Source organism: Nonomuraea mesophila, assembly GCF_004352805.1.
GTDB classification, from domain to species: domain Bacteria; phylum Actinomycetota; class Actinomycetes; order Streptosporangiales; family Streptosporangiaceae; genus Nonomuraea; species Nonomuraea longispora.
On record NZ_SMLD01000059.1, the window covers coordinates 1 to 25,006 of the forward strand.

At 68.9% G+C, this 25,006-nt stretch carries 24 protein-coding genes; 11 read left to right on the top strand and 13 right to left on the bottom strand.

All coding sequences use genetic code 11. The features are described 5' to 3' along the window. The first annotated feature begins 140 nt into the window (after window positions 1-140). The 3 genes from E1295_RS22430 (at window position 141) to E1295_RS22440 (ending at window position 4,108) form a co-directional block, all read left to right on the top strand. Complete coding sequence (locus E1295_RS22430; protein WP_132632294.1) at window positions 141-767, top strand: TetR/AcrR family transcriptional regulator; 627 nt, start codon at window positions 141-143, stop codon at window positions 765-767. 183 nt (window positions 768-950) lie between these two features. Continuing rightward, window positions 951-2,828: a glucuronyl esterase domain-containing protein gene (locus tag E1295_RS51065; RefSeq protein ID WP_246080224.1), complete on the top strand. Its 1,878-nt coding sequence runs from the start codon at window positions 951-953 to the stop codon at window positions 2,826-2,828. Between the two features lie 86 nt (window positions 2,829-2,914). After that, window positions 2,915-4,108 carry an ROK family transcriptional regulator gene (locus E1295_RS22440; RefSeq protein WP_132632296.1) on the top strand — a complete coding sequence of 398 codons (1,194 nt, stop codon included), beginning with the start codon at window positions 2,915-2,917 and terminating at the stop codon, window positions 4,106-4,108. Window positions 4,109-4,121: 13 nt separating this feature from the next. Here the strand turns inward: E1295_RS22440 and E1295_RS22445 are convergent, their stop codons facing one another. Further along, window positions 4,122-4,568: a MarR family winged helix-turn-helix transcriptional regulator gene (locus E1295_RS22445; RefSeq protein ID WP_132632298.1), complete on the bottom strand. Its 447-nt coding sequence runs from the start codon at window positions 4,566-4,568 to the stop codon at window positions 4,122-4,124. A gap of 91 nt (window positions 4,569-4,659) precedes the next feature. Here E1295_RS22445 and E1295_RS22450 point away from each other — a divergent pair, with 91 nt between their 5' ends. The 5 genes from E1295_RS22450 to E1295_RS22470 all read left to right on the top strand — a co-directional run bounded on the left by E1295_RS22450 (window position 4,660) and on the right by E1295_RS22470 (window position 10,665). Next, window positions 4,660-5,514, top strand: coding sequence for an NmrA/HSCARG family protein (locus E1295_RS22450; RefSeq protein WP_132632300.1), 855 nt, complete (start codon window positions 4,660-4,662; stop codon window positions 5,512-5,514). Beyond that, a complete protein-coding gene (locus E1295_RS22455) occupies window positions 5,511-6,338 on the top strand; it encodes an SDR family oxidoreductase (protein ID WP_132632302.1) in 828 nt (275 codons plus the stop codon). The genes E1295_RS22450 and E1295_RS22455 overlap by 4 nt, the downstream gene beginning before the upstream one ends. Window positions 6,339-6,500: 162 nt before the next feature. Continuing rightward, entirely contained in the window at window positions 6,501-9,224 is a 2,724-nt protein-coding gene (locus E1295_RS22460) for a helix-turn-helix transcriptional regulator (RefSeq protein ID WP_246080226.1), read from the top strand. A gap of 2 nt (window positions 9,225-9,226) precedes the next feature. Continuing rightward, window positions 9,227-10,108: an alpha/beta hydrolase gene (locus tag E1295_RS22465; protein ID WP_132632304.1), complete on the top strand. Its 882-nt coding sequence runs from the start codon at window positions 9,227-9,229 to the stop codon at window positions 10,106-10,108. Window positions 10,109-10,236: 128 nt separating this feature from the next. Continuing rightward, window positions 10,237-10,665, top strand: a complete 429-nt coding sequence (locus E1295_RS22470; RefSeq protein WP_132632306.1) for a hypothetical protein — start codon at window positions 10,237-10,239, stop codon at window positions 10,663-10,665. 173 nt (window positions 10,666-10,838) lie between these two features. On the opposite strand, the gene E1295_RS22475 is transcribed toward E1295_RS22470, so the two are convergent. Next, window positions 10,839-11,036: a hypothetical protein gene (locus E1295_RS22475; RefSeq protein WP_132632308.1), complete on the bottom strand. Its 198-nt coding sequence runs from the start codon at window positions 11,034-11,036 to the stop codon at window positions 10,839-10,841. Between the two features lie 3 nt (window positions 11,037-11,039). Then, the gene (locus tag E1295_RS22480; protein WP_132632310.1) at window positions 11,040-11,348 is read right to left on the bottom strand and encodes a type II toxin-antitoxin system prevent-host-death family antitoxin; all 309 of its coding nucleotides are present in this window, start codon (window positions 11,346-11,348) and stop codon (window positions 11,040-11,042) included. 424 nt (window positions 11,349-11,772) lie between these two features. Between E1295_RS22480 and E1295_RS22485 the strand changes: the two genes are divergently transcribed. Then, window positions 11,773-12,030 carry a DUF6223 family protein gene (locus tag E1295_RS22485; RefSeq protein WP_220448843.1) on the top strand — a complete coding sequence of 86 codons (258 nt, stop codon included), beginning with the start codon at window positions 11,773-11,775 and terminating at the stop codon, window positions 12,028-12,030. Between the two features lie 79 nt (window positions 12,031-12,109). Here the strand turns inward: E1295_RS22485 and E1295_RS22490 are convergent, their stop codons facing one another. From E1295_RS22490 to E1295_RS22500, 3 genes are all read right to left on the bottom strand, one after another. Then, a complete protein-coding gene (locus tag E1295_RS22490; protein ID WP_132632312.1) occupies window positions 12,110-12,655 on the bottom strand; it encodes a PIN domain-containing protein in 546 nt (181 codons plus the stop codon). After that, complete coding sequence (locus tag E1295_RS22495) at window positions 12,652-13,749, bottom strand: helix-turn-helix domain-containing protein (RefSeq protein ID WP_246080227.1); 1,098 nt, start codon at window positions 13,747-13,749, stop codon at window positions 12,652-12,654. Before E1295_RS22495 ends, E1295_RS22490 begins: the two co-directional genes overlap by 4 nt. 214 nt (window positions 13,750-13,963) lie before the next feature. Then, window positions 13,964-14,530, bottom strand: a complete 567-nt coding sequence (locus E1295_RS22500; protein ID WP_220448844.1) for a TetR/AcrR family transcriptional regulator — start codon at window positions 14,528-14,530, stop codon at window positions 13,964-13,966. A 134-nt stretch (window positions 14,531-14,664) separates the two neighbouring features. Between E1295_RS22500 and E1295_RS22505 the strand changes: the two genes are divergently transcribed. Then, a complete protein-coding gene (locus tag E1295_RS22505; RefSeq protein WP_220448845.1) occupies window positions 14,665-15,294 on the top strand; it encodes an alcohol dehydrogenase catalytic domain-containing protein in 630 nt (209 codons plus the stop codon). 235 nt (window positions 15,295-15,529) lie between these two features. Here the strand turns inward: E1295_RS22505 and E1295_RS22510 are convergent, their stop codons facing one another. From E1295_RS22510 to msrA, 3 genes are all read right to left on the bottom strand, one after another. Then, the gene (locus tag E1295_RS22510; RefSeq protein WP_132632318.1) at window positions 15,530-15,892 is read right to left on the bottom strand and encodes a hypothetical protein; all 363 of its coding nucleotides are present in this window, start codon (window positions 15,890-15,892) and stop codon (window positions 15,530-15,532) included. A gap of 634 nt (window positions 15,893-16,526) precedes the next feature. Beyond that, on the bottom strand, window positions 16,527-16,901 hold the full coding sequence (locus E1295_RS22520; protein ID WP_246080228.1) for a hypothetical protein: 375 nt from the start codon (window positions 16,899-16,901) through the stop codon (window positions 16,527-16,529). 353 nt (window positions 16,902-17,254) lie between these two features. Next, window positions 17,255-17,917 (bottom strand): peptide-methionine (S)-S-oxide reductase MsrA, encoded by a 663-nt coding sequence (gene msrA / locus E1295_RS22530; protein ID WP_132632324.1) that lies wholly within the window; start codon window positions 17,915-17,917, stop codon window positions 17,255-17,257. Window positions 17,918-18,038: 121 nt separating this feature from the next. Here msrA and rarD point away from each other — a divergent pair, with 121 nt between their 5' ends. Beyond that, window positions 18,039-18,986: an EamA family transporter RarD gene (gene rarD, locus E1295_RS22535; RefSeq protein ID WP_132632326.1), complete on the top strand. Its 948-nt coding sequence runs from the start codon at window positions 18,039-18,041 to the stop codon at window positions 18,984-18,986. Here rarD and E1295_RS22540 read toward each other — a convergent pair. From E1295_RS22540 to nuoL, 4 genes are read right to left on the bottom strand one after another with little or no spacing between them, the layout of a single operon-like run. Then, window positions 18,962-19,951, bottom strand: coding sequence for a polyprenyl synthetase family protein (locus E1295_RS22540; RefSeq protein ID WP_132632328.1), 990 nt, complete (start codon window positions 19,949-19,951; stop codon window positions 18,962-18,964). The genes rarD and E1295_RS22540 overlap by 25 nt on opposite strands. Before the next feature lie 11 nt (window positions 19,952-19,962). Further along, window positions 19,963-21,546, bottom strand: coding sequence for an NADH-quinone oxidoreductase subunit NuoN (gene nuoN, locus E1295_RS22545; RefSeq protein ID WP_132632330.1), 1,584 nt, complete (start codon window positions 21,544-21,546; stop codon window positions 19,963-19,965). Continuing rightward, complete coding sequence (locus tag E1295_RS22550; protein ID WP_132632332.1) at window positions 21,543-23,102, bottom strand: NADH-quinone oxidoreductase subunit M; 1,560 nt, start codon at window positions 23,100-23,102, stop codon at window positions 21,543-21,545. Before E1295_RS22550 ends, nuoN begins: the two co-directional genes overlap by 4 nt. After that, window positions 23,102-24,940 (bottom strand): NADH-quinone oxidoreductase subunit L, encoded by a 1,839-nt coding sequence (nuoL, locus tag E1295_RS22555; protein ID WP_181958029.1) that lies wholly within the window; start codon window positions 24,938-24,940, stop codon window positions 23,102-23,104. Before nuoL ends, E1295_RS22550 begins: the two co-directional genes overlap by 1 nt. Window positions 24,941-25,006: the final 66 nt, after the last annotated feature.

The window sequence follows — 25,006 nt, forward strand, 5'->3', positions numbered from 1 at the left end:
GGTCGAAGGGGTGCTCACGGGCGGTGGGCAGTTGCCTGGGCCGGATACCGGGACCTGCGGTCATGCGACGTCCTCCTAAGTAGAGAGCCTCTACTTTTAGATAATACATACCTTCATACGCTGTCTACTATGCTGAGCGCATGGCGGAGCAGACGGGCTTGCGGGAGTGCAAGAGACGGCGCACACGGCAGAGCCTGATCCACACAGGGCTGCGGCTGTTCGCGGAGCGGGGATACGACCGGACCACCGTGGCCGACATCTGCGCGGCGGCCGAGTTGTCGCCCGCCACGTTCTACAAGCACTTCCCCGCGAAAGAGGACCTCGTCTTCGCCGACTATCCCGAGCGGATCGCCGCGATACGCGCGCTGACGACGGCGCCTCACCCGGAAGAGTCGCTGGAGCACCTGCTGCGGCGGGCCTTCGCCATGGTGCTGGAACCGGGGCGGTGGAGCATCGACGCCGACGAGGACCTCGTCGTGATCCGCACGCGCCTCGCCCTCACCGTTCCCGCCCTGCGGGCGATCGCGCTGCGCTGGATCTTCGACCTTCAGCACGAGTGGGCGAAGGCGCTGCGTGAGGTGTTCCCCGAACTGGACGACGTCACCGCGCACGCCGTCGTCGGAGCCCTGGTGGGAGCGCTCGCGAGCACCGGCCGGGCCTCCATCGAGAACGGGCGGCAAGGAGCCGCCCTGGTCGAGGACGTCAGCCGCGCCCTCGACGTCGCCATGACCGGGATCCCGCACCACCTCGCAGCCGCACCCCGGTAACTTTCATCGGCCTGACACCGGAAACCCCTGGCCACAGGGCGGTTGCCGCACGCCGCCCCGAAACATTTCTATGATTCGTTGACATGTTTCGGGGCGGTTCTCACACTGATCAGCGGCGGGACTCGCGCGCTGGACGATCGGTCGCGATCGTCGCCCGCGCCCTCCTCCGGAAGGAGAACCTCGGTGATCACAGGCCGCTCGACGATGCGTACGGCGGCCGTCGCGCTGGTGGCGGCGGCGCTCTGGATCTCCGGAGTGAACACAGCGGCACTCGCCGAGCCTCCCGCCGTGCCGCTCGCGACCGGCGTCGAGGACGAGGGCGCCGACTGCGCGGTGACCGGCCTGCCCGGCGAAGGGTCGTTGCCGTCCGAGTCCCGGCTGCCCGACCCCTTCAGGAAGCTGGACGGCACCCGCATCACCACCACGTCCGAGTGGCGGTGCCGGCGGGCGGAGATCAAGAAGCTGGCGGAACGATTCGTCTACGGCGACAAGCCCGCGAAACCGGCGAACGTCACGGGCACCGTCTCCAGCACCGGCATCACGGTGAACGTCAGCCACAACGGCAGAAGCGCCGGCTTCTCGGCGAGCGTCTCGCTGCCGAGCGGCTCCGGGCCGTTCCCCGCGGTGGTGGTGCTGGGAGGGTTCGGGGCCGACACGGCCGCCATCACGGCCGCGGGAGCGGCGGTCATCAGCTACGACCCGTACGCGGTCGGCCGGGAGGGCACGCCGCGCACCAACAAACAGGGCGCCTTCTACACCATCTACGGCTCGTCGAGCAGCACGGGGCTGCTGGTCGCGTGGGCCTGGGGCGTGAGCCGGATCATCGACGTCATCGAGCAGTCGGGCGGCGGCATCCTCAGAGCGGACGCCACCGGCGTCACCGGATGCTCGCGCTTCGGCAAGGGCGCGTTCGTGGTGGGCGCGTTCGACCAGCGCATCGCGTTGACCATGCCGATCGAGTCGGGCAGCGCCGGGGTGCCCATCTTCCGCGGCATCCCCGGGGAAGGCGCCCAGAGCCTGAGCAGCGCGTACGGCGAGCAACCGTGGCTGGGCGACGCGTTCGGCTCCTTCACCGGCAGCCCGGACCGCCTGCCCGTGGACACCCACGAAACCGTGGCCATGATCGCTCCGCGTGGCCTGTTCATCATGGACAACCCGCACATCACCAACCTGGGTCCCAGGTCGGCCGGCGTGGCGGCCCTCGGTGGCGCGGAGGTGTACAAGGCGCTCGGCGCAGGAGAGAACATCACCTACTGGTCCGACGTGCAGGACGGCAGCCACTGCGCCAACCGGGCGGAATGGCGTACCCCGCTGCAGCAGCACATCCAGAAGTTCCTCCTCGGAACGGGCAACGCCCCCGGCACGATGCGGATCTCGCCGAGGGCGCAGGCCAACCTGGCCGAGTGGCGCGACTGGCAGACCCCGAGCCTCGGCGGCGGTTCCGGCGACACGACCGCGCCCAGCACGCCGTCCGGTCTCGCGGCCTCGGGAACCACCTCCACCAGCACGAACCTGACCTGGACCTCGTCGACGGACGACGAGGGCGTCACCGGCTACGACATCCTGCGCGCCCCCGGCGCGAGCGGCGGCACGTTCGCCCAGGTCGGCACCTCGACCACGACGTCGTACGGCGACACGGGCCTGACCCCCGACACCACCTACCGCTACCAGGTCAGGGCCAGGGACGCTGCGGGCAACCTCTCGCCGGTCTCGAACACCGCCCAGGTCACCACCCGGCCCGGCACGCCCAGCGGAGGCTGCACCGCCGTGGCCACCGTCCAGACCCAGTGGGGCACCGGGTACGTCATCCAGCCGCTCACCATCACCAACACCGGCACCTCGGCCATCACCGGCTGGACCGTCACCTTCACCCTGCCGGCGGGGCACACGCTGACCGGCTCGTGGAACGGCACCACCACGGTCAGCGGGCAGAGCGTGACCATCAGGAACGTCGGCCACAACGGCACCCTCGCCCCCGGGGCGAGCACGGGAGGCGTCGGCTTCCAGGTGAGCCGGCCGAACGGCGACACCGCGCTCCCGTCCGGCTACGCCTGCGCCTGACCCGAAGATGCAGGGAAGCCGATCACCGCCGTCCGGAGTATCGTCCACATCAGACACCCCGACGTTCACGATCCGAGAGGTCAAGGTTGGCCCAGGAGGAGATCCGCCGGCACAACGCCGGCACCCTGCTCCGGCACGTACACCTGGGCGGCGCGCTCTCCCGCACGGCACTGGCCGAGCGGATGAGGCTCAACCGCAGCACCATCATGACGCTGACCACGGAGCTCGCCACCGCGGGCCTGGTCCGCGAGGAGCTGCCCGCCGACACCGGGAGGGCCGGACGGCCGTCACTGGTGGTCCGCCCCGACTCCGGCCAGGTCTACGTCCTCGCCTTCGACGTGGCCGTGGACCGCCTGGTCGCCGCCCGGGTCGCGCTCGGCGGCACCATGCTGGACCGCAGGGAGGCCGTACGCCCGCGCGCCGGAGCCGACCTCGACCGCGTGGTCGAGGTGCTCGCCCGCTTCGGCCGCCAGTTGCACCGTACGGCCCCTCCGTCGTCCGTGTGCGTCGGCGTCGGCGCCTCCTACTGCGGCATGATCCGGCCCGGCGACGGCATGGTGCGTTTCGGGCCCGACATGGGGTGGGTGGACCAGGCGTTCGGCGCCGAGCTGGGCCGCCGGCTGGGGCTCGGACTGCCGGTGTCCGTGGGCAACGAGGCGCACCTCGGGGCGCTGGCCGAGCAGTTGCGCGGAGCGGGCGCCGGCTTGCAGAACCTCATCTACCTCCACGGGGACGTCGGCGTGGGCGGCGGCATCATCGTGGGCGGCAAACTGCTGGACGGCGACGGCGGCTACGGGTGCGAGCTGGGGCACATGGTGGTGAACCCGTACAACGGGCGCCCCTGCGGGTGCGGCTCACACGGCTGCCTGGAGGCGGAGGCGGGCGAGCGGGCGCTGCTCGACGCCGCGGGCCGGCCCGCCGAGGTGTGGGGGCGCGACGCCGTACGCGCCGTGGTGGACGACGCCGACCGCGGCGACCCCGCGGCCCAGGAGGCGCTGCGCCAGGTCGGCGACTGGCTCGGCATCGGCGTGGCCAACCTCATCAACCTGTTCAACCCCGGCATGGTCGTCTTCGGCGGCATGCTGCGCGACATGTACCCGGGCGCGGCGGCCCAGGTGCGCGCCCGCATCACCGCCAACGTGCTGCCCGTCGCCCGGGAGCGGGTGCGCCTGCGCACCTCGGCGCTGGGCGACGACGCCACCCTGGTCGGCGCCGCCGAACTCGGCTTCTCCGACCTGCTGGCCGACCCGCTGGGCGTGCTCACCCGTACGAGGGGATGACCGCCCGCGAGGGTCAAGCCGGCCGCTCCGCATCGGAGTCACGAGTCGTGTCGAGGTAAGCGCGGAGCAGACGGGCCAGGTCGCTCCGGTCCTCGGCGGACATGCCGCTGAAGATCTCTTCGCTGATGCGGTGCTGCAGGTCGGCGATCCGGTCGATCGCGCTCAGCCCAGCGTCGGTGAGCGTGAGCCGGAAAGCCCGCCGGTCACCGGCGTCCGGCTTCCTTTCCACCAGACCATCGGATTCCAGTGCGTCGACCACAGAGGTGATCGCCCGCCCGCTGACGCCGAGCGCGTCCGCCAGATCCCGCATGCGGCTGTCCGGGGAACGATGAAGGACCGTCAACAGGCGCACCCGGGCGGGCGAGAGCCCGTACTCACCGAACCTGGCCCTGCCCTGCTGAGTGAAGGCCCTGTGCGCGGCCATCAGCAGCCGGCCGAGTTCGGTCGCTCCACTTGACATTCGATTCCGTTCCTTCCCACACTGTCAACGCAGATACTGAAATAGGTAACTATCTACAACTTCAGTAAATTCATTCTACGGGAGGGATGCCATGGACAAGCCTCTGATCCTCGTCACCGGAGCAACCGGCAACCAGGGAGGCGCCGTCGTCGACGCGATGCTCGAACACCCGGACCAGTGGCAGGTCCGGGCCCTCACCCGCGACCCGTCGAGCGCCGCGGCCAGGGCACTGACCGCGCGGGGCGTGGACGTCGTCGCCGGCGACATGGCCGACGAAGACTCGATGAGACGGGCACTGCGCGGTGCGTCAGGCGTCTTCGGGGTGCAGAACTCCCGGACCGCCGGGCTGAAGGGCGAGGTCCGGCAGGGCACGACGCTGGTCGATGCGGCCAGGGACGCCGGCGTCGAGCACTTCGTCTACGCCTCGGTGGGCGGCGCCGAACGCGTACGCGGCATTCCCCACTTCGACACCAAGTGGGAGATCGAGCAGCACCTCCGGGCGAGCGGACTGCCCGCGACCGTGCTGCGCCCGACCACGTTCATGGACGTGTTCACCATGCGAGGGGCTTCCGTCGGGCTCGGCATGATGGCCGCCGCGCTCGGACCGCACAAACCCCTGCAGATGATCGCCGTACGCGATATCGGCGTCTTCGCCCGGCTCGCCTTCGAGCACCCGGACACGTACGCCGGTCAAAACCTCGAACTGGCCGGAGACCAGCTCACCGTGCCCCGCATCGCCGCCACCCTGAAAGCCGCGGGCAGGCCGGGCCGCTACGCGCGCTTACCGAAGGTCCTGCTGCGGGCCATGGGCAAGGAGGCGCGCATGTTGTTCTGGTTCGGCGAGTCCGGATATGACGCCGACATCCCGGCTCTGCGGGAACAGCACCCCGGCTTACTCACGCTCATGCATTGGCTCACCCGGACAGACCGGCTGGAGGCGGCATGATCCTGGTCACAGGAGCGACCGGCAACGTCGGACGCTGCATCGTACGTCGCATGACCGCGGCGGGTCACCAGGTCAAGGCACTGACCCGCAACCCCGGCGCTGTGTTCGACGGCGCGGAGGTCGTGGTCGGCGACCTCGACGAACAGCGCACGCTGCCCGGTTGCCTCGAAGGCGTGAACAAGGCGTACGTGATGGGCATGGGCCCGCGGACGGCCGAGCAGGTCGCCACCTTCGTACACGCCGCAGCAGGCCTCCGGCACATCGTGCTGATGTCCTCACTGAGCGTCGAACTCGAACGAGGCGGCGTCGTCGCCCGCTGGCACCGCGAGGCGGAGGGCGCGGTCCGGAAGTCCGGCATCCCCTGGACGTTCCTGCGTCCTGGCGTGTTCATGTCCAACGCCCTGCAATGGGCGGCGTCGATCCGCGCCGAGGGCGTCGTCCGGTCAGTGACGGGCGACACGCCCGTGGCACCGGTCCACCCGGACGACATCGCGGCGGTCGCGGTGACGGCATTGTCGTCGACGGGGCATGAAGGCCGCGCTTACGCTCTGACCGGCCCTGAACGCACCTCTCCCTCTGCCCAGACCCGCCTGCTCGGGGACCTGCTGGAGCGACGGTTGACGTTCGAGGCGGTGCCGGCGGAGGCCGGGGTACGCTCCATGACGGCTTTCGGCATCTCGGCGGAGGAGGCCGAGGTGAGCGTGCACTCGGCGCGTGAAGACAACCTGTTCGGCATCCCGCTGACCACCATCCACGACCTGACCGGTCTGGCACCGCGCACCTTCCGCGACTGGGCGGCCGAAAATCTCAACGCTTTCAGGTGAGCCAGGTCATACCTGACAGCATGAGGACGCAACCCGAGAGCGGCCTACGCTGCCGGCCATCCCGGACCTGGTGGCGTCGCCGTCGAAGGGCTCACGCGATCTCCCTCCGGGGGACGACGGCAGCCCTCCGATCCGCGGCGGCCCGGAGGTCTCCTACAGTGGGTGTTTGTGCTTTATGGGAGGTCTGCCGAGGTCAGCGCGCTCGACGAGGTGATCGCGCGGGCCCGCGACGGCTTCGGCAATGCGGTGGTGTTGCGGGGGAAGGCGGGAGCGGGCAAGACCGCGCTGCTGGATGCCGCGGCCGCGCGCGGTGGAGCGATGCGGGTGTTGCGGACCACCGGCGTCGAGTCGGAGTCCGATCTCGCGTTCGCGGCGCTGCACCAGGCGTTGTGGCCGGTGACCGGCTCGCTCGACGCGCTGCCCGAACCGCAGCGCGTGGCTGTCGGCGCGGCACTCGGGCTCACAGCGGGCGGTGCCGTCGGCGACCGGTTCCTGGTGGGGGCGGGCGTGCTCTCCCTGCTGGCCGAGGCCGCCGCGCCGGACGGGCTGATCTGCGTGGTCGACGACTTCCAGTGGGTGGACCGGGCGTCGGCCGACGCGCTGCTGTTCGCCGCCAGGCGGTTGGCGACGGAACGGATCGCGATGTTGATCGCGGTACGCGGCGACGCCATGGTCAAGGGTGTGCCGCGGACGATCGACGTGGAGGGCCTGCCGGAGTCCGCCGCGGCCGAGTTGCTGGAGTCCCGCTGCGGTACGGCGGCCGCCCAGGTGGTACGGGAGCTGGTCACGTCGACCCGCGCGAACCCGCTCGCCCTGAGCGAGGTCGCCGCCCGCCTGACACCCGCGCAGCTCGCCGGACGCGAACCGCTGCCCGACCCGCTGCCCGGTGGCGCCCGGCTGTTCGGCGATCAGGTGGCCGCGCTGTCCGTCCCCGCCCGGCTGCTCGCCCTGGCCTCCGCCGTCGAGGCCGACCTCGCCCTGGCCCTGCGCGCCACCGACCGCCTGCTCGCCGAGCAAGCGGTACGGCCCGCCGGAAATACGGAAGCCGGGCCGCAAACCGAGGCCGGGCGGGTGGCGCTGGCCGAGCTGGAGGAGTACGGGCTGGCCGGGGTGTCGGGGACGAGCGTGCGTTTTCGTCATCCGCTCATCCGATCCGCGGTGCACGAGGCCGCCACCCCCGCCACCGTCCGCCGCGTGCACGCCGTACTGGCGGAGCTGGCCACGGACGACCGCCGCGCCTGGCACCTGGCCGAAGCGACCCTCGGTCAGGACGAGCAGGTCGCCGCCGCCCTGGTGGCCGCCGCGGAACGGGCGCGTGACCGTGGCGGGTACGGCGCCGCCGCCACCGCCCTGGCCAGAGCCGCCGAGCTGACCCCGGAGGCGCGTGACCGTGCCGTACGCCTGAAGGACGCCGCCGTCGCGGCCTGGCTCGGCGGCCGCCCAGGACAGGCGGAGTCGCTGCTGGCCGAGGCGCGCGAACAGGCCGGTGGGGACGCCACCCTCGCCACGGAGATCGCCCGGCTGCGGGGCCGGTTCGAGCTGAACTCGGGCAACGCCGCAGAAGCCGTACGGATCCTGTCGGCGGGCGAGAGCCTGGACCTGCTGGCCGACGCTTCGGAGGCGGCCTCGTACGTCGGCGACACGGCGGCCGTCGTCGAGCTCGGACGGCGGGCCGCGGCGCATCCTGAGGGTTTCCTGCGCGACACGGTGGCCGGGATCGGCCTGACGCTGGACGGCGACGCCGCCGGACCGGGCCTGCTGCGGCGGGCGCTGGCCAGGGTGGACGAGCTGGAGGACGCGGCCGAGCACCTGTGGGCGGCGGCCGCGGCCAGCTACCTGGGCGAGCCGGACCTGGCCGCCGAGATGGCCGGTCGGGCCGGACGGGTGGCCAGGGTGTCGGGGATGAGCGGGCAGTTGCCGGTCGTGCTGGAGTTCGTGGCGACCGCCGACCGCCTCGCCGGGCGGCTGGCCCGCAGCCAGGCCGTCTCGGAGGAGGGCCTGGCGCTGGCGCGTGAGGCCGGATATGCGAACACGGTGGCCGCGCACCTGGCCAACCTGGCCGTGCTGGCGGCGCTGCGCGGCGAGGAGGAGTCCTGCGAGCGGCTGGCCCGCGAGGCGCTGGCCATCGTCATCCCGCACCGGGTCGGGTTGCGCGCGGGTGTGGCATCGTACGCGCTGGCGCTGCTCGACCTGTGCCTGGGCCGGTTCGCGGCGGCGCACGACCGTTTCACCGCCATCGTCGCGGCAGGACCGGGCGCCGGGCACCCGACCGTGGTGTGGCGCACGACCCCTGATCGCGTCGAGGCCGCCGTGGCCGCGGGCGACGAGGCGGGCGCGCGGGCGGCGCTGAGCGCGTACGAGCGGTGGTCGGCGCACAGCGCCACGGCCGAGTCGCGCGCCCTGCTGGCCCGCTGCCGGGGCCTGGTCGAGTCGTCCGAGGACGCCCTGGACGAGGCACTGCGGCTGCACACCAACCCGTTCGAGGCGGCCAGGACGTCCCTGCTGCTGGGTGAGCGCCTGCGCCGCGCCCAGCGGCCGGGCGAGGCGCGGGCGCACCTGCGGACGGCGTGGGAGACGTTCGAACGGGTGGGCGCACGACCGTGGGCGCGGCGCGCGCAGGACGAGTTGCGCGCGGCGGGCGGGAGCGGGCACGCCCCGGCCAGGGCCGCGCTCGACACGCTCACCCCGCAGGAACTGCGCATCGCCGGCCTGGTCGCCGACGGTTTGTCGAGCAAGCAGATCGCCGCCCAGCTCTTCCTGAGCCCGCGTACGGTCGAGTACCACCTGTACAAGATCTATCCGAAGCTGGGCATCGGTTCCCGTACGGATCTCGCGCGCCTGGTAGTTCTACAGAAGGCGCCCGTAGCCGGACACGACATGCTCTGAACATGCAGAACGTGAACATCTGGAGTGAAGAGTTCGGCGCGAAGACGGACCCGCCGATCCTGCTGATCATGGGTTCGATGTCGCAGGGAATCCTGTGGCCGGACGAGTTCGTCGGCCGGCTGGCAGCCGCGGGCCGCCGGGTGATCCGCTACGACCACCGCGACACCGGCATGTCGGACACCGTGGACTTCGACGCGGAACCGTACACCTGGGACGCCGTCAAGAACGACGTCTACCGCGTGATGGATCAGCACGGCCTGGAGAGCGCCCACCTGGCCTGTCACTCGGCGGGCGGTCTGCTCGGCCAGTTCGCCGCCGTGGAGCGGCCGGAGCGGGTGCGCTCGCTGACCGTCATCGGCTCCTCTCCGCTCGGCGGGGGCGAGGGCCAGGTGATCATGCGGGCGCTGACGGGACAACCGCAGCCCGAGGGGAGCCTGCCGGAGCCCACACCGGAGTTCGTGGCGTTCTACCGTACGCTGATGGCCGCCCCACCACCGCCGGACCGGCGCGCACGGATCGACGGCATGATCGCCGAGCAGCGCCTGCTGCACGGCACCGGGCTGCCGTTCGACGAGGACGCTGCCCGGCGCCTGCAGGAACGCATCCACGACCGGGCCCGCGACCTGTCAGCGGTGGCCAACCACCGCCGGGCCGCCATGGCCAAGCCTGACTTCGAGCCGGTGGGCGTGCTCCATCGGGTGAAGGCGCCCACCCTCGTCATCGAGGGCAGCCACGAACCGGCCAAACCGGGCCACAGCGCGATCATCGCCGAGCAGATCCCCGGGGCGCGGCTGATGATCGTAGAGGGCATGGGCCACACCCTGCCGCCCGAGGTACACGAGGAACTGGCCACCGCCGTCCTCGCGCACACCGAATCGGCGTGAGAACGCCGAACGGTGAATGCCGTATTGCGCTGACGGATCGAAAGCGAAGATAAATCGGCACACCCTACCGTGGTCGCAGGAAGGCAGGGACATCAGTTCACGACGGCACCACAGGGGGAATCCGCATCATGAAACTACCGAGATCAACGGCTGTCGCGCTGGCGGCCATCGCGATGACCGCGCCGCTCCTGTCGACGGCATCGCCGGCGGCGGCCGAGTCGGCGAGTGCGTGGAACTGCACCAGCCTCAGCGGTTCCGGCCCCTCGAGCAAGGACAAGGACGGCAGGGATGTATGGGCCGAATGCCATAAGGGCAACGAGTGGGTGAGGGCGTACTTCCGGGCGTACGACGAGAAGGTGGAGCTCGAAGACCACCACGGCAGTGACCCGAACAGCGTGGTGGCCTACCTGACCGTGTCAGGCGTGGGGACAGCGAGGTTCAAGGGCGCGGGCACCCGGGACGAGAGTTACGACGAGGGCAAGGCGGTCTCCATAGAAGTGTGCACCTCCGACTCGTCGACGAAGGTCTGCCACAAGCAGAGCGGGGGAAGAACCTGACGGAAGCGATGAGTGTCCAGCCTTGGCGTGAATTCTCGGATGGTTAGACTTATCCGAAAGCACACCCTGCTACCTGCCGACCTCGAAGGAAAGCATGGCAGCACGCTTACCGGAAGTCGCGGTAGCACGTGCAGAATTCACGCCGGGGCCGGTTCAGCCAATGAACGCGCCGCCTAATGGGGCGTGGATCGGTGATCAGCCCACAGGTCGACCGCCTGCTGAAGATCAGCGCTCAGTTCCCCGCCCAGCGGACAGCCGGCTGCAGGGTTGTCCAGCGAGAGGAAGTTTTTATTGAGCACCCTGGGAACCGCGTCCGGGCCGGTGCGCCGGGGGTCGTCGACCGCCGGCGCTGTGATGACGACGTCGGACACGATTCACTCATCGTCCGGGATGGCGGACAGCGACTCGCGAGTATGCCCGAAAGCGGCAAGCACCTCATCGAGTGAGACCCGCTCCCCCGTATCCGTGACCGACCGGGCGAGCACCAGCGCCAAATCACGAAGATCAGCCGCCGCTTCCTCCAGCTCATTGAGCCGGCGAATGCTCACGACGGCCGCCACCGGCTGATGCCGCCGGGTGACCACCAGATCGCTCCCCTGCTCCGCATCAGCCACCAGGCGGGCAACGCCTCGCTGGGTCGCCTCGGTGACGCTCAGCTCAGTAGCGTCGCGAAGAGCAGTCATACATCAAGTGTGCATCTTTCCGCTGTCGAGCACCGCGCGCGAGCAAAGTTGATCGGCCCCGCGTCCGCCAGTCGGGACAGCCTGGTGACGCCGGTTCGGGTACGTACCGACCAGCCGTACGAGCAGGCTTACCGCGGACGCAGTAGTTTCGCGGCTCGTGCTGCACTCGCGGCAGCGAGAGGTGTCCCCGTCAGCAGGATGACCGGCGGCGGGTGTAACGGACATAGTTCTGACGTCCAGTCGCATGTCGCATGTCGCATGAAGCGCAGGAGAACCTCATGTCCGTCCTCTACGTGCTCGCCGCCCAGGCGGCCTCGCCGGTCTGTACGACGCCAGCGGAATGTGCGGGCCAAGGGGTCGATACCTTCCTAGGCACCCCTGAGCGGATCTGGGCCAGTGTGGCCACATTGGGGCCCTGAGCAGCGTGGCCATCGGCTGGCCGGCGCTGCGTTCCGTCCGTCATACCGGAGGCAACGGCGGGAGGAGGGGAGCCATCGTGGCCCTGGTGGTGGGGCTGACCGGCGGGCTCAACGGCGCGGTGAAGCTGGCAGTCGCCGACGGTGGTCTCGGCACTGGCAACGGGGTATTCGGGGCGGCCCTGGCTCTGGCGCTCGGACTGGTCGGTGCGGCCCTCGGTGGCCTGGCTCTGACCCGCTCCCGCCGTACCGAACCGAGCGGCTGATCTTGTACGTACGCACGGGGCTGCGACCATAGCCGCCCACGGGAACACAGCGATCGCGGAGAGGGGATCCGCAGAAGGATCAGGTGCCACCGTTGCCACGAATGTAAGGCCCGAAGGTTGAGCCCGTACATGGCAAACGCATTCCTGTCGCGCTCAAAGCATCCACGATGTTTCCGGCGGCTACTTCGCTGAGCTTCCCATCCTGGGTCGCGCAGGCAAGAAGCCACACGGTGCCGTGAACCTCCAAGCCATGAGCCCTCCCCACCGCCACGGCTTCCCGGTCGTCGGTGATGGCGATCCCACCGGACAACTCGGCAGCGGAGAACACGCTCGCCTCCCCCAGATCGCGTTCCGAAGATCCGATGCGATGCACCCATTTGGCGAAACACTTGATCTCTTCCAGAGAATCGATCCTTGCCAGCCCAAGCCAGTCCGCGTCGAGCACAGTCTGCAGGATCGGGTGTGCCTGCGCTCCCGCTCGTATCTCTTCCCGAACCACGTGCGTCGTCAAGCAGGCGATGCCTACAAGAAGATCGCGCAGTACGTCCAGCCGCTCCGCGCGAGCGAAATGGTTCAGACACGTGGCGTCGAACACCAGGACGGGATCCGGCTCAGCGCTGCTCACAGGTCAAGATCCGCATCATCACGCACCGGCAGGTCGGTCGCCACGATCTGCCCTCGCATGAGTTCGACCGCCCGAGATTCTGTTATGAGCGACCTCTTGTAGCATTCCATCACTGCATGCGCGAAGCTCGGAGGCACTCGAACCGCTTCCAAGTCGGGTTGAGGCGTCCACCCCACTGCTTCCATCAACTCCCCGCGCGTCGGGTTTCTCCGGCGCAATTCCTTGGCAACGCTCTTGTCGATGACTTCGGCTGCGACGGCTTGCCGCACGGTCAATGACCAGGATGTTCTGAAGCGCGCGGCCACGACCACCAAGTCCTCGCGCTTCACCCTCTCGTCCGAGCGGGCGATGCTGAGAAACGCTGCAACCGGGAGCAGAAGCTCCGCAGCGAACGCATCGATGATCGCTTCTCTTTCATCACGAGAAGCATGGATGCCTATGTCTGTGGAGTACTCGTCTCCGACGATCAGGTGCCCCAGCTCATGAGCCGCGGTCGCGCGCCGGCGGCCAGGATCACCATGACCGCTGACAACTGCCACAGCGAGATCGTCGTCGACCAACGAGGCTCCTTCACCCGGCACCTCGACCACCGTGACCATCTGCCCCATCCGTTCGCAGAGACCCATGAGTGAATCGATGGGCTCAATGCCGTGATCCAGACGCTCTCGTACCCATATGGCGGCACGGCGGGCGCTCGATATGTCCCGCACCTCCTCTGGGCAATGTTCAATTACAGGAGGAGTGAACGCTTCCATCTCGACAAGCTGGCGAATGTCGGCCAACCACGTCGAGAGAGCCACTTCCAAGCGATGAGAGTGGCGCGTCGCATCTGTTACGGTGTCGTCGCTCAGCTCTGCGCGGCGGGACACGACCAGCGGCGGCGACTCAACGAAATAGCCCAGGGGCACCTGAAGAACCGCCGACAGCTTGGCGAGTTCGAGCGCGTCGACACGACGAACTCCTCGCTCGATCTTGGCGATCATGGTCCGTTCGAGCTTCAGCGCCGACGCCAGCTCCTCCTGGGACATGCCGGCGGCCATACGGCACTCCCGCACGCGCTCGCCGATGTCCAGCCACTCTCTCGGCTCCTTCATAGTGCGATAATCGCACAGGCGTCAGAAATACCCAAGGCGGAGAGCTGATTCCTGGCCATTATCACGCCGATCACCTTCCGCCCCCTTACCGTGTCTACGTCTGGTTCCTTGCGCATTCGGGCGGCGGATCACGTGATCGTCCTGACGCCGGCTCGCATGGATTGTTGGCGATGCGTAGGCATGCGCAGCGCGCATGAGCCGCCTTGTTCCGGGCTCAGGCCGGCCGTACAGCGGGCCTGAGGCCGTCCATCAGGAGGTCCAGCAGGCGACCGGCCTTGGCTTCATGCTGGCGCCGGGGTGCCACGGTGAAGATGCCGATGAGGGAGGCGGCGATGTCTTCGGCGGTGACGTCGGAGCGGAGGTCGCCCACCGCGCGGCCCGCGTCGAGGATCGTGGTGATGGCCGCCAGCAGCTCGCTCCGGGTCTGTTCGTGGGCGATCTCCCCCGACTCGATCATCGTAAGCAGCGTGTCGAGCATGCCGTTCTTGGTCGCGATCCAGTCCCCGAACAAGTCCATCCAGCGCCGCATCGCCGTAGCCGGGGGCAGCCGGCCGAGCAGTTCGCGCGCGCCGGTCGTCAGCCGCACGACCTGGTCCCGGTAGACCGCGTCGACCAGTGACTCGCGGGTCGGGAAGTGCCGGTAGAGCGTGGCGATCCCGACTCCGGCCTCCCGGGCGATCGCACGCATCGACGGCTCGGCGTCAGCCGACATGAACATGCGGGTCGCCACCGCGAGCAGCTGGTCGCGGTTACGGGCTGCGTCCGCCCTTGGCGCGCGCATCTCCGCCTCAGTCAAAACGGATCACGCTCCGGTTATGTTAGGGTCATCCACAGAAACGGAGCATAGTCCGTTTCGGTCATTCCCTCTGCCTCGAGGAGACAGGCGTACATGCAGCAACAGAGCGACCAGCACCGATGGGCCAAAGCAGAGCGGTCCTGCTCGACTCGTTCGGCGACCCCGAGGTCCTAGACGTCCGTGAGGTTCCCGCTCCGCAGGCCGGCCCGGGACAGATCCGCGTGCGGGTGACCGCGGCCGGCCTGAACCCGATGGACTGGATCATGACCGCCGACGCGGACACCGCAGCCCGGTTCGGCCTGAGCCTCCCGGCCGGGTTCGGGACCGACTACGCGGGACTCGTCGACCAGGCCGGTGACGGGGTGACCGGCTTCGCGCCCGGCGACCGGGTGTTCGGGGGCGCCCTGTCCCGCTCGGTCGCCGACCACGTGGCGATCGACCTGGCCGGGGCGGTCGCGGCGAACGAAGCCCATCACAATCCCGACGGCGTCGACGACCGCACCGCCGCCACCCTCACTATCGCCGGCCGCACGGCGTCCGCCGCCCTCGCCGTGGTCGACCCCGGCCCGGACGACACAGTGCTGGTCGGCGGCGCGGCGGGCGGGGTCGGGGTGTTCGCTGTCCAGCTGGCCCGGATCGCAGAAGCGCGCGTGATCGGTACGGGATCGGCGACATCAGGTCCCCGGATTCGCTGGTGGCTTCCACCTCGTCCTTCAATGTCAGGTTCCCCGAGTCCGAGCTCACCTTGACGCGGAGTTCCTTGGGCATCTCGACCTGATCGTGCACGTCGCAGGACGCCCCAAGGCGCCCCATCCCCAGGTAGTGGGACAGGCGAACGTCTCATCCAGCGGGCCGCTGGTGCCACAGCCGGTCGGCACCGCCACGAGCCCGAGAAGGCCCGCGAGCATCATGGTTGTGTCTGGGTCTTCGTCATGTTCGTATCCGAAAGATTCGGCCGTAGCGGTGTACCCGAAGCCGGAAGGATCAGGCCCGGTTGCCCGCGAAGCTGGCGACCACCAGGGGCAGCGCCTTACGGACGGTCTGGTTGTGATCCACGTTGCCCGCATTGGTGAGGGTCTGCGTGGCGCCGTGGGAACGTAGTTGACGCCGGCAGTACAGCGCGTTGTCGTACGCGACGTCCGTGTCGCCCTCGGCGTGATGCAGACGGACCGGAACGGCCGGCTTCCAGTTGCAGGTGGAGTCGAGCGCGGTCAGCAGCTTCTTCAACGTGCCGGTCGGCTTGCGGACCTTGTCCAGGAACTTCGCGGTGAACAGCTTCTCGGACGTCGGCGGCAACGCCTTGGCTATCTGTTCGGCCTGGTGGTTTCCGTCGAAGAGCTTCTCCACCGCTCGGCGACCTGGCTTCTGTCCAGCTTCTCCACAGGGGTGGAGGAGACTACGGCGCCGCGTGCCAGGGTTTGCGCTACTGAGACTTCGGCGGGGAACACGGTGGCGAAGCAGCCCACGGCGAGCCCGCCGGCCGCTGCTGCCCGAGAAAAGGTCATGCCGAAACCCTAGATACAGCCGAGAAGAGCGGCATTGCTGGCGGCACCCTGGTTCTTGGTGGTGCCAGCCTTATCCGTGCAGTGTGACCGGCGTGTCTCGCGGCGCGCTGGCTGCGCAACAACCGTCTACTCGGTGTCCTTGGGGTGTTGGGGCGATGCGTAGATTATCCAGACCGTACGAGTGGTGTCATTGATGACGTAGCGCACCCGCCCGCCGCTCGTGACCTCGAACTCCCACTGCTCCAATTCCTCACCGTTGTGACGATGAGTCGAGAGCTCGCCGCGTAGACGATGCTGACGGTCGTGGCCGGCGCCCGTACGCGGGTCAGTTCGCAGTGTCTCGAAGCAACGGCGCGTATTGACCAGAGCGTGACGGCAAAGCTCTTCCCAGCCCCGGACGGCCTCGCTGGTACCGAATCGAACGTCCCATTCGTCGACCGGAGGCGGGACCGTAACCCGATCTCCGCGTTTCGGGCTCATGCAGTGACCTGCACTGGCCCAAGATCACCGCTCGTAGGCTTGCGAGCCTGGGCGTAGTGTGCAGGATCCGCCTTGATTCTGGCAGTGGCCCGCCAGCCCACAATGACCTCGTGGGTGGTGGCATCGACATCCAGCTCGGCGGCGTCGGAGAGCGCCTCGACAAGTTCCAAGGTGAAAGCGCGAAGCTCCTCCGGAGAAAGGTGACGCACCCAAGGGAAGACGTCCGGCATGGCCAGGACCAGCGGGCGGGCAGTGGGGTCGTGCTTGAGCAGAGCGAGGAACAGCCGGGACGCCGTCGCCAGCGTCCGATCGCGCTCCTCCTCACGGTCCGCCGCAGTCAGATAGAAATCGACAGCGTCACGATGGGTCACACGCAGACGCCCCAGGCGCGCCGCACGCTCTGCGACGGCCCTGGGATTCCTGGACAGATCAGAGAACGTGACAGCGTCGGCATGGCTCGTACTCACGCCTCAGTGTATGTCAGAAGACAATCTGATGTCACGAGACATCGAGACACGTCGCGGTTGTTGAGCGCTGCGGCCAACGAACCTGCGTCACGAACGATCACAAGGAGTGATTGTCCTCCGACCGCGGAATCTCCTCGGCCCGTTCCGCGAAATCCGGCTCCTCGTCAGAGGTCAGGACGGTGGCAGGGCGCAACGAGCGCAGTGCGGTGGCCGCCACCGCGGCGTCGATGGCGTACCGGCCCGCTCGCCGCCCAGGTCTACGCCTCACCGGAGGTCAGGCCGACCGGGCAGGTGACGCCCGTGCCACCGATCCCGCAGTAGCCGTTGGGCACTTTGTATAGATATTGCTGGTGATATTCCTCGGCGAAGTAGAAAGGTCCGGCAAGGGCGAGTTCGGTCGTGATGTCGCCGTAGCCGGCCTGCTTCAGCACCTTCTGGTAGGCGTCGCGTGACGTCTCGGCGGCCTTCTGCTGTTCCGGCGAGTGGTAGTAGATGGCCGAACGGTATTGAGTGCCGACGTCGTTGCCCTGGCGCATGCCCTGCGTAGGGTCGTGGGCCTCCCAGAAGATCTTCAGGAGCTCCTCGTACGACACCTTCGCCGGGTCGAAGACGACCCTGACGACTTCGGCGTGCCCGGTGAGGCCGCTGCAGACCTCGTCGTACGTCGGGTTGGGGGTGTGGCCTCCCTGGTAGCCAGCGGCCGTCGTGACGACGCCCGGCGTCTGCCAGAAGATGCGCTCGGCGCCCCAGAAGCAGCCGAGGCCGAAGTCGGCGACCTCCAGCCCCGGCGCGTACGGCGGGGCGAGCGGCGCGTCGAGGACGGCGTGGCGGTCCGGCACGGGCATGGGCTCCGCGCGGCCCGGCAGGGCGTCCTCCGGTCGGACCATCGATGTCTTGTTGCCGCCGAACAGCCAGCCCATAACGCACCTCCAGAGGTCTTCCCTCAGCCTACATACCCCCCAACATTTAAGGCTTCCTGAATAATTCCCTTCAGAAGAACCCGTTTGTATTTAAGGGTTGTAATGCCCGAAACTGAGGTACATGCCTGACCTTCGGCGCGGTGTCCTGTTCGGGGTGGCCGCCTACACCATGTGGGGCCTGTTCCCGCTGTACTGGCCGCTGCTCAAGCCCTCGGGAGCCGTGGAGATCCTCGCTCACCGGATGGTGTGGTCGCTGGTCGCCGTCGCCGCCGTGCTGGCCGTACGCCGGCACTGGTCGTGGATCCGGGAGGTGGTCCGCCGGCCGGGGAAGTTCGGGCTGCTGAGCCTGGCCGCCGTCGCGATCACGATCAACTGGGGCACCTACATCTACGCGGTCAACACCGGGCACGTGGTGGAGAGCGCGCTGGGGTACTTCATCAGCCCTCTCGTCAACGTGTTGTTCGGGGTGGCGCTGCTGCGGGAGCGGCTGCGGCCCTTGCAGTGGGCGGCGGTCGGGTTCGGGGCGCTGGCCGTGCTGGTGCTGACGGTCGACTACGGGCGTCCGCCGTGGATCGCCCTCACGCTGGGGATGAGTTTCGGCGCGTACGGGCTGGTCAAGAAGCGGGCCAACGTGGCGGCCACCGAGAGCCTGGCCGTGGAGACCGTGGTGCTGCTGCTGCCCGCCCTCGGTTATCTGCTGTTCCTGCAGGGCACCGGCGACTCGACGTTCGGGACCGAAGGCGTCTGGCACGCGCTGCTGCTGGCGAGCGGGGGGCTCGTCACCGCCGTGCCGCTGCTCTGCTTCGGGGCGGCGGCCATCCGGGTGCCGTTGAGCACCATCGGGCTGTTGCAGTACATCGCGCCGATCCTGCAGTTCGCGTGCGGCGTGCTGATCGTGCAGGAGGTCATGCCGCCGAGCCGGTGGATCGGGTTCGCGATCGTCTGGGTGGCGCTGGCGGTCTTCACGTACGACAGCCTCCGGTCGGCACGGGCGGCCGCTCGGGTCAGGAGATCGGCTGCCCAGTCGGACAGTACGGCGGGCGATCAGCCGCTGCGCTCCACCACGTAGTCACAAAGCGCCAAAAATGCGTCCTTGGCGGGGATGTCGGGAAGGCCGAAAATGTCGGCACGGGCCCGGTCCACCCACGACTCCAGCTCCGCCCGCGCCCGAGCCATCCCCGGGTGCGCCCGCAGCAGCGTCAGCGCCTCCTCGACCTCCTCCTCGGCGACCGGCCCCGACAGCAGCGAGGTCAGCCGGGACGTCTCCCCCGAGGCCAGCGCGTACAGCACAGGAAGAGTCCTGACGCCCTCCCGCAGGTCGGTGCCGGGCGTCTTGCCCGACTGCGCCCCGCTGGAGTCGACGTCGAGAAGGTCGTCGCCGAGCTGCCAGGCCACGCCGATGGCCTCGCACGCGCGGCTCAGCCGCTCCTCCACGTCGGCGGGAGCCCCGGACAGCAGCGCCCCGAAGCGGCCGGAGGCGGCGATCAGCGAACCCGTCTTGTCGGACAGCACGCTGAGGTAGTGGTCGACGGGGTCCTCGTCGTCGCGCGGCCCGATGGTCTCGCGGATCTGCCCCTGCACGAGGCGGGAGAACGTCTGGGCCTGGATGCGGATCAGCTCGGGACCCAGGTCGGCCAGGATGTCGGAGGCCTGCGCGAACAGGTAGTCGCCGGTGAGGATCGCCACGGTGTTGTCCCACCGGGCGTTGGCGGAGGGAGAGCCCCGGCGCACCGGGGCCTCGTCCATGACGTCGTCGTGGTAGAGCGAGCCGAGGTGGGTCAGTTCGATCACGACCGCGCCGGGCACCACACCTGGCGCGGACGGATCGCCGAACTGCGCGGCCAGCAGCACCATCATCGTCCTGAACCGCTTGCCACCGGCCTCGATGAGGTGCCTGGACGCCTCCGTGACGAAGGCGTTCTCGCTCTCCACCGAGGAACGCAGCAGCTTCTCGACCGCGGCCAGTCCGTTGGCCACGTCCTGCGCCAACCGCTCGTCCTCGATGGGAAGGTCAACCACGGGAGGCGCGGACATACGGGATCCCCTTATCTAATGAACAGGCTGCGAGCAGCGTCGTCAGCAACACCGAGCACGGACTCCGGATAGAGCCCCACCCCTACGGTAACCAGCAGGGAGACGGCGATGACGGCTACGGTTCCCATACTGGGCACCGCGATCGCCGGGCCGTCGGCCGAGGGCTCGTTGAAGAACATCAGCACGATCACGCGGACGTAGAAGAACGCCGCGATCGCGGAGGCCACGACGCCCACGACCACCAGCGCCGCCATCCAGCCGCCCATCGAGTCGCCGGGCTGCGTGCCACTCTGCAGAGCGGCCGCGAACACGGCGTATTTCCCGAAGAAGCCGCTGGTCAGCGGGATGCCGGCGAAGGCCAGCAGGAAGAAGGCGAACACCCCGGCCAGCATCGGCGCACGCTTGCCGAGTCCGGCCCAGCGCGACAGGTGCCCCGCCTCGCCGCCGGGGTCGCGCACCAGCGTGACCACCGCGAACGCGCCGACCGTGGTGATGCCGTAGACCGCCAGGTAGAACAGCACGGCCTTCAGCGAGCCGGCGTTCTGCTCGGCGGCGCCGAACGTGGCCATCACGCCGACGAGCAGGAAACCCGCGTGCGCGACGGACGAGTACGCGAGCATGCGCTTGATGTCGGTCTGCGTGATCGCCAGGATCGAGCCGACGATCATCGTGAGCGCGGCGACGCCCCAGATGACCGGCCGCCAGTTCCAGTCGAGGTTGCCCAGACCCACCCAGAACACCCGCAGGACGGCGCCCACGGCCGCGACGAGCGTCCCGGAGGCCATCAGCGCGGTGATCGGCGTGGGGGCGCCCTGGTAGACGTCGGGCTTCCAGGCCTGGAACGGAGCCGCACCGATCTTGAACATGAGGCCGACGCCGAGCAGCGCCAGCCCGATCATGAGCAGCGGGTCGAGCGCGGCCCCGCGGGCCAGGGCCGCGTTGATGCCCGGGAGCGAGACGGTGCCCGCGTAGCCGTAGACCATGGCGGTGCCGTACAGGAAGAACGCCGAGGAGAACGCGCCCAGCAGGAAGTACTTCATGGACGCCTCCTGCGAGAGCAGGCGGCGCCGGCGGGCCAGGCCGCACAGCAGGTAGAGCGGCAGCGACATGACCTCGAGGGCCACGAACATCATCAGCAGGTCGTGCGAGGCCGGGAACAGCAGCATGCCGCCCACGGCGAACAGGACCAGCGGGTAGACCTCGGTGTGGCTGCCGCCCGCGGACTCGGCCTCCTCCTCGGCGGCGCTGCCCGGCACGGCCGCGGCCGAGGCGACGAAGTGGCCCTCGTCGTTGATGAGCAGCACGCACACGAACGACAGGACGAGGATGACGCCCCAGATGAACAGCGAGGGCCCGTCGACCGCGAGCGCGCCCATGGCGGAGGCCGTGGTGGACACCTGACCGCGCACGACCTGCACGAGGACCAGCGCGAACGCGCCGGCCAGGCTGAGCAGGGTCAGCGGCATGTGGATCGCCTTGCGCAGGTAACGCGGCGCCAGGGCCTCGACGAGCACGCCGATGATGGCCGCGCCGAAGACCACCAGCAGCGGCGCGAGCGTGCCGTACTCGATCGTCGGCGCTGGGATGGTGTTCACTGACCTGTCCCCTTCTCAGCGATGGTGGAGGTGGGTACGCCCACGTTGGTCAGCGTCTGTTGCACTGACGGGTTGATCACATCGAGCAGCGGCTTGGGGAAGAGACCGAACCCGATGATCAGGGCGACCAGCGGAGCCAGCACCCAGACCTCGCGGGCGTTGACGTCCTTGAACGGCTTGACCGGCTCGGCGGTCGGGCCGTTCAGGGTCCGCTGCACCATCCACAGGATGTAGACGGCCGCCAGGATCACGGCCACAGCCGAGACGATCGCGGCCGCCGTCAGCGCACCCGACCCGTGGGCCTGGCTCGAGTACGTGCCGATCATGACCATGAACTCGCTCACGAAGGACGACAGGCCCGGCAGCGAGAGCCCGGCCAGACCGGCGACGAGGAAGAAGCCCGCGAGTACCGGCGCGACCTTCTGCACGCCTCCGTAGTCGCCGATGAACGGTGAGCCGCGCCTGGCGATGAGGAACCCGGCGGCCAGGAACAGCGCGCCGGTGGCGAAGCCGTGGTTGACCATGTAGAGGGCCGCGCCGGACTGGGCGACCGCCGACATGGCGAACACGCCGAGCACGATGAACCCGAAGTGCGAGATCGACGTGTACGCGATGAGCCGCTTCATGTCGGTCTGCCCGATGGCCACGATGGCGCCGTAGATGATGCTGATGACCGCCAGCACGACGATCGGCACCGTGAACGCCTTGGAGGCGTCGGGGAACAGCTCCAGGCAGAAGCGGAGCATGCCGAACGTGCCGACCTTGTCCAGTACGCCGACCAGCAGCACGGCGGCCCCGGCGGGCGCCTGCGCGGCCGCGTCGGGCAGCCACGTGTGCACCGGCCACAGGGGCGCCTTGATCGCGAAGGCGATGAAGAAGCCGCCGAAGAGCCACTTCTGCATCGTCGGGTCCTGGATGGCGCCGACGAGCTCGGGGAACATGAACGTCTTGCTGCCCGCGACCACGTAGAGCCCGATGACCGCGACCAGCATGAGCAGGCCGCCGAACAGCGAGTACAGCAGGAACTTCACGGCCGCGTAGGACCGCTGGGCGCCGCCGTACGAGCCGATCATGAAGTACATCGGGATCAGCATGGCTTCGAAGAAGACGTAGAAGAGGAAGACGTCGGTCGCCGCGAAGACGCCGATCATCATCGTCTCCAGCACCAGCAGCAGCGAGAAGTACGTCTTCACCGACCGCTTGGGCGCGACGACCGTGCCGTCGGCGGTCTTGACGCCGTCGGCGTCGTGCCAGGAGGCCAGCACCACGATCGGCACCAGCACCACCGACAGAGCGATCAGCACGAGCGCCACGCCGTCGACGCCGACGCCGAACTTCACGCCGAAGCTCGGGATCCAGTCGTACTCGGCGACGAACTGGAAACGTTCGCCGTTGGGCTTGAACCCGGCGGCCATGACGCCCGTCAGGACCAGCACCGCCAGCGAGACCAGCAACGTGACCTGCTTGGCCAGCTTGTCTCTGCCCTTGGGAAGCAGGGCCACCACGATGGCGCCCAGCACGGGCACCGCCATGAGTATCGGAAGCCAGGGTGACATCAGATGTTCCCAACGAGGAGCAGGGCGCCGGTCAGCAGGGCGGCACCGATCAGGATGGACAGCGCGTACGTTCTGGCGAAGCCCGTCTGGATCCGCCGCAGGCGCCCGGAGCTGCCGCCGATGCCCGCCGCCAGACCGTTGACGATCCCGTCGATGCCGCGGTTGTCGAAGTAGACCGCGAGGCGGGTCAGCCACTGGCCGGGACGCATGAAGAGCGACTCGTTGAGCGCGTCACCGTACAGGTCGCGCCGGGCGAACGTGGTGAGGAAGGAGCCGCGCGGCTGCACGGACGGAACCTCGGCCCGGCCGTACTTCATCCACGCGAAGGCCGCGCCGACCGCGACGAGCGCCAGGGTCGCCAGGCCGGGGGTGCTGGTGAAGTGGAAGGCGGGCAGCTCCTCCGGCCGGCCCACCGCCGGGGCGAGGAACAACAGCAGCCGGTTGCTCAGGATGAGGTAGGCGCCCAGGCCGAGCGCGCCGAGCGACAGGACCATCAGCGGGATGGTCATGACGGACGGCGACTCGTGCGGGTGGGCGTCGTCGGCCCACCGCTTCTGGCCGAAGAAGGTCATGAAGACCATCCGCGACATGTAGAAGCCGGTGATGCCCGCGCCGAGCACGGCCAGCCAGCCGAGGATCGGCTGGTGGTGCACCGCGGTCTCGATGATGCCGTCCTTGGTGAAGTAGCCGGACAGCAGCGGGAACCCGATGATCGCCAGGTAGCCGATGAAGAACGTGGCGAAGGTGATGGGCATGAACTTGCGCAGCCCGCCGTACTTCCGCATGTCGACTTCGTCGTTCATGCCGTGCATGACCGAGCCGGCGCCGAGGAACAGGTCGGCCTTGAAGAAGCCGTGCGTGATCAGGTGGCCGATCGCGAAGGCGTAGCCCGCGGGGCCGATGCCCGCGCCGAGCATCATGTAGCCGATCTGCGACATCGTCGAGCCGGCCAGGCCCTTCTTGATGTCGTCCTTCGCGCAACCGATGATCGCACCGGCGAGCAGCGTGGCCGCGCCGACGATGGCCACGGCGAGCGCGGCCCCCGAGCCCTCGGGGAAGAAGAACGCTCCCGAGCGCACCACGAGGTAGACGCCGGCGGTGACCATGGTCGCGGCGTGGATCAGGGCCGACACGGGGGTCGGGCCCTCCATCGCGTCGAGCAGCCAGGACTGCAGCGGCAGCTGCGCCGACTTGCCGCACGCGCCGAGGAGCAGCAGCAGCCCGATGGCGAGCGTGGTCGGGTTCTCGGACGTGATCGGCTTCAGCTCGCCGAAGGCGAGCGTGCCGAACGTGGTCCAGATGAGGAACATGCCGACCAGCAGGCCGAAGTCGCCGACGCGGTTGACGACGAACGCCTTCTTCGCCGCGGTGGCCGCCGACGGCTTGAACTGCCAGAACCCGATCAGCAGGTAGGAGGCCAGGCCCACGCCCTCCCAGCCGATGAACAGGCCCACATAGTTGTCGGCCAGCACCAGCAGGAGCATCGCGGCCACGAACAGGTTCAGGTAGGCGAAGAACCTGCGCCGGTGCTCGTCGTGCGACATGTAGCCGATCGAGTAGATGTGGATCAGCGAGCCCACACCGGTGATCAGGAGGGCGAAGCTGACCGACAGCGGGTCGATCAGCAGCCCCATGTCGACCATGCCCGGGATGAACTCGTAGAGGTGCACGGCCCGCCGGCGCTGCTCCTCCCCGAACCCGACCAGCTCGAAGAAGGCCAGCACCGCCACGACGAACGAGGCGAGGGACATGGCCACGCCCAGCAGATGGCCCCAGCGGTTCGTGAACCGGCCGAACACCAGCAGGACGAACGCCCCGACGAGCGGGAAAGCGATCATCAGCCAGGACAGCCCGATCACGCCACCGGTGTGCTGGGCGATCTCAGCGATATGAGATTCCACCAG

Coding starts and splice junctions, on each gene's coding strand:
- E1295_RS22430 (WP_132632294.1), top strand. CDS start 141: ATGGCGGAGCAGACGGGCTTGCGGGAGTGCAAGAGACGGCGCACACGG.
- E1295_RS22445 (WP_132632298.1), bottom strand. CDS start 4,568: ATGTCAAGTGGAGCGACCGAACTCGGCCGGCTGCTGATGGCCGCGCAC.
- E1295_RS22450 (WP_132632300.1), top strand. CDS start 4,660: ATGGACAAGCCTCTGATCCTCGTCACCGGAGCAACCGGCAACCAGGGA.
- E1295_RS22455 (WP_132632302.1), top strand. CDS start 5,511: ATGATCCTGGTCACAGGAGCGACCGGCAACGTCGGACGCTGCATCGTA.
- E1295_RS22465 (WP_132632304.1), top strand. CDS start 9,227: ATGCAGAACGTGAACATCTGGAGTGAAGAGTTCGGCGCGAAGACGGAC.
- E1295_RS22470 (WP_132632306.1), top strand. CDS start 10,237: ATGAAACTACCGAGATCAACGGCTGTCGCGCTGGCGGCCATCGCGATG.
- E1295_RS22480 (WP_132632310.1), bottom strand. CDS start 11,348: ATGACTGCTCTTCGCGACGCTACTGAGCTGAGCGTCACCGAGGCGACC.
- E1295_RS22495 (WP_246080227.1), bottom strand. CDS start 13,749: ATGAAGGAGCCGAGAGAGTGGCTGGACATCGGCGAGCGCGTGCGGGAG.
- E1295_RS22500 (WP_220448844.1), bottom strand. CDS start 14,530: ATGCGCGCGCCAAGGGCGGACGCAGCCCGTAACCGCGACCAGCTGCTC.
- E1295_RS22505 (WP_220448845.1), top strand. CDS start 14,665: ATGGGCCAAAGCAGAGCGGTCCTGCTCGACTCGTTCGGCGACCCCGAG.
- msrA (WP_132632324.1), bottom strand. CDS start 17,917: ATGGGCTGGCTGTTCGGCGGCAACAAGACATCGATGGTCCGACCGGAG.
- rarD (WP_132632326.1), top strand. CDS start 18,039: ATGCCTGACCTTCGGCGCGGTGTCCTGTTCGGGGTGGCCGCCTACACC.
- E1295_RS22540 (WP_132632328.1), bottom strand. CDS start 19,951: ATGTCCGCGCCTCCCGTGGTTGACCTTCCCATCGAGGACGAGCGGTTG.
- E1295_RS22550 (WP_132632332.1), bottom strand. CDS start 23,102: ATGTCACCCTGGCTTCCGATACTCATGGCGGTGCCCGTGCTGGGCGCC.
- nuoL (WP_181958029.1), bottom strand. CDS start 24,940: ATGATCGCTTTCCCGCTCGTCGGGGCGTTCGTCCTGCTGGTGTTCGGC.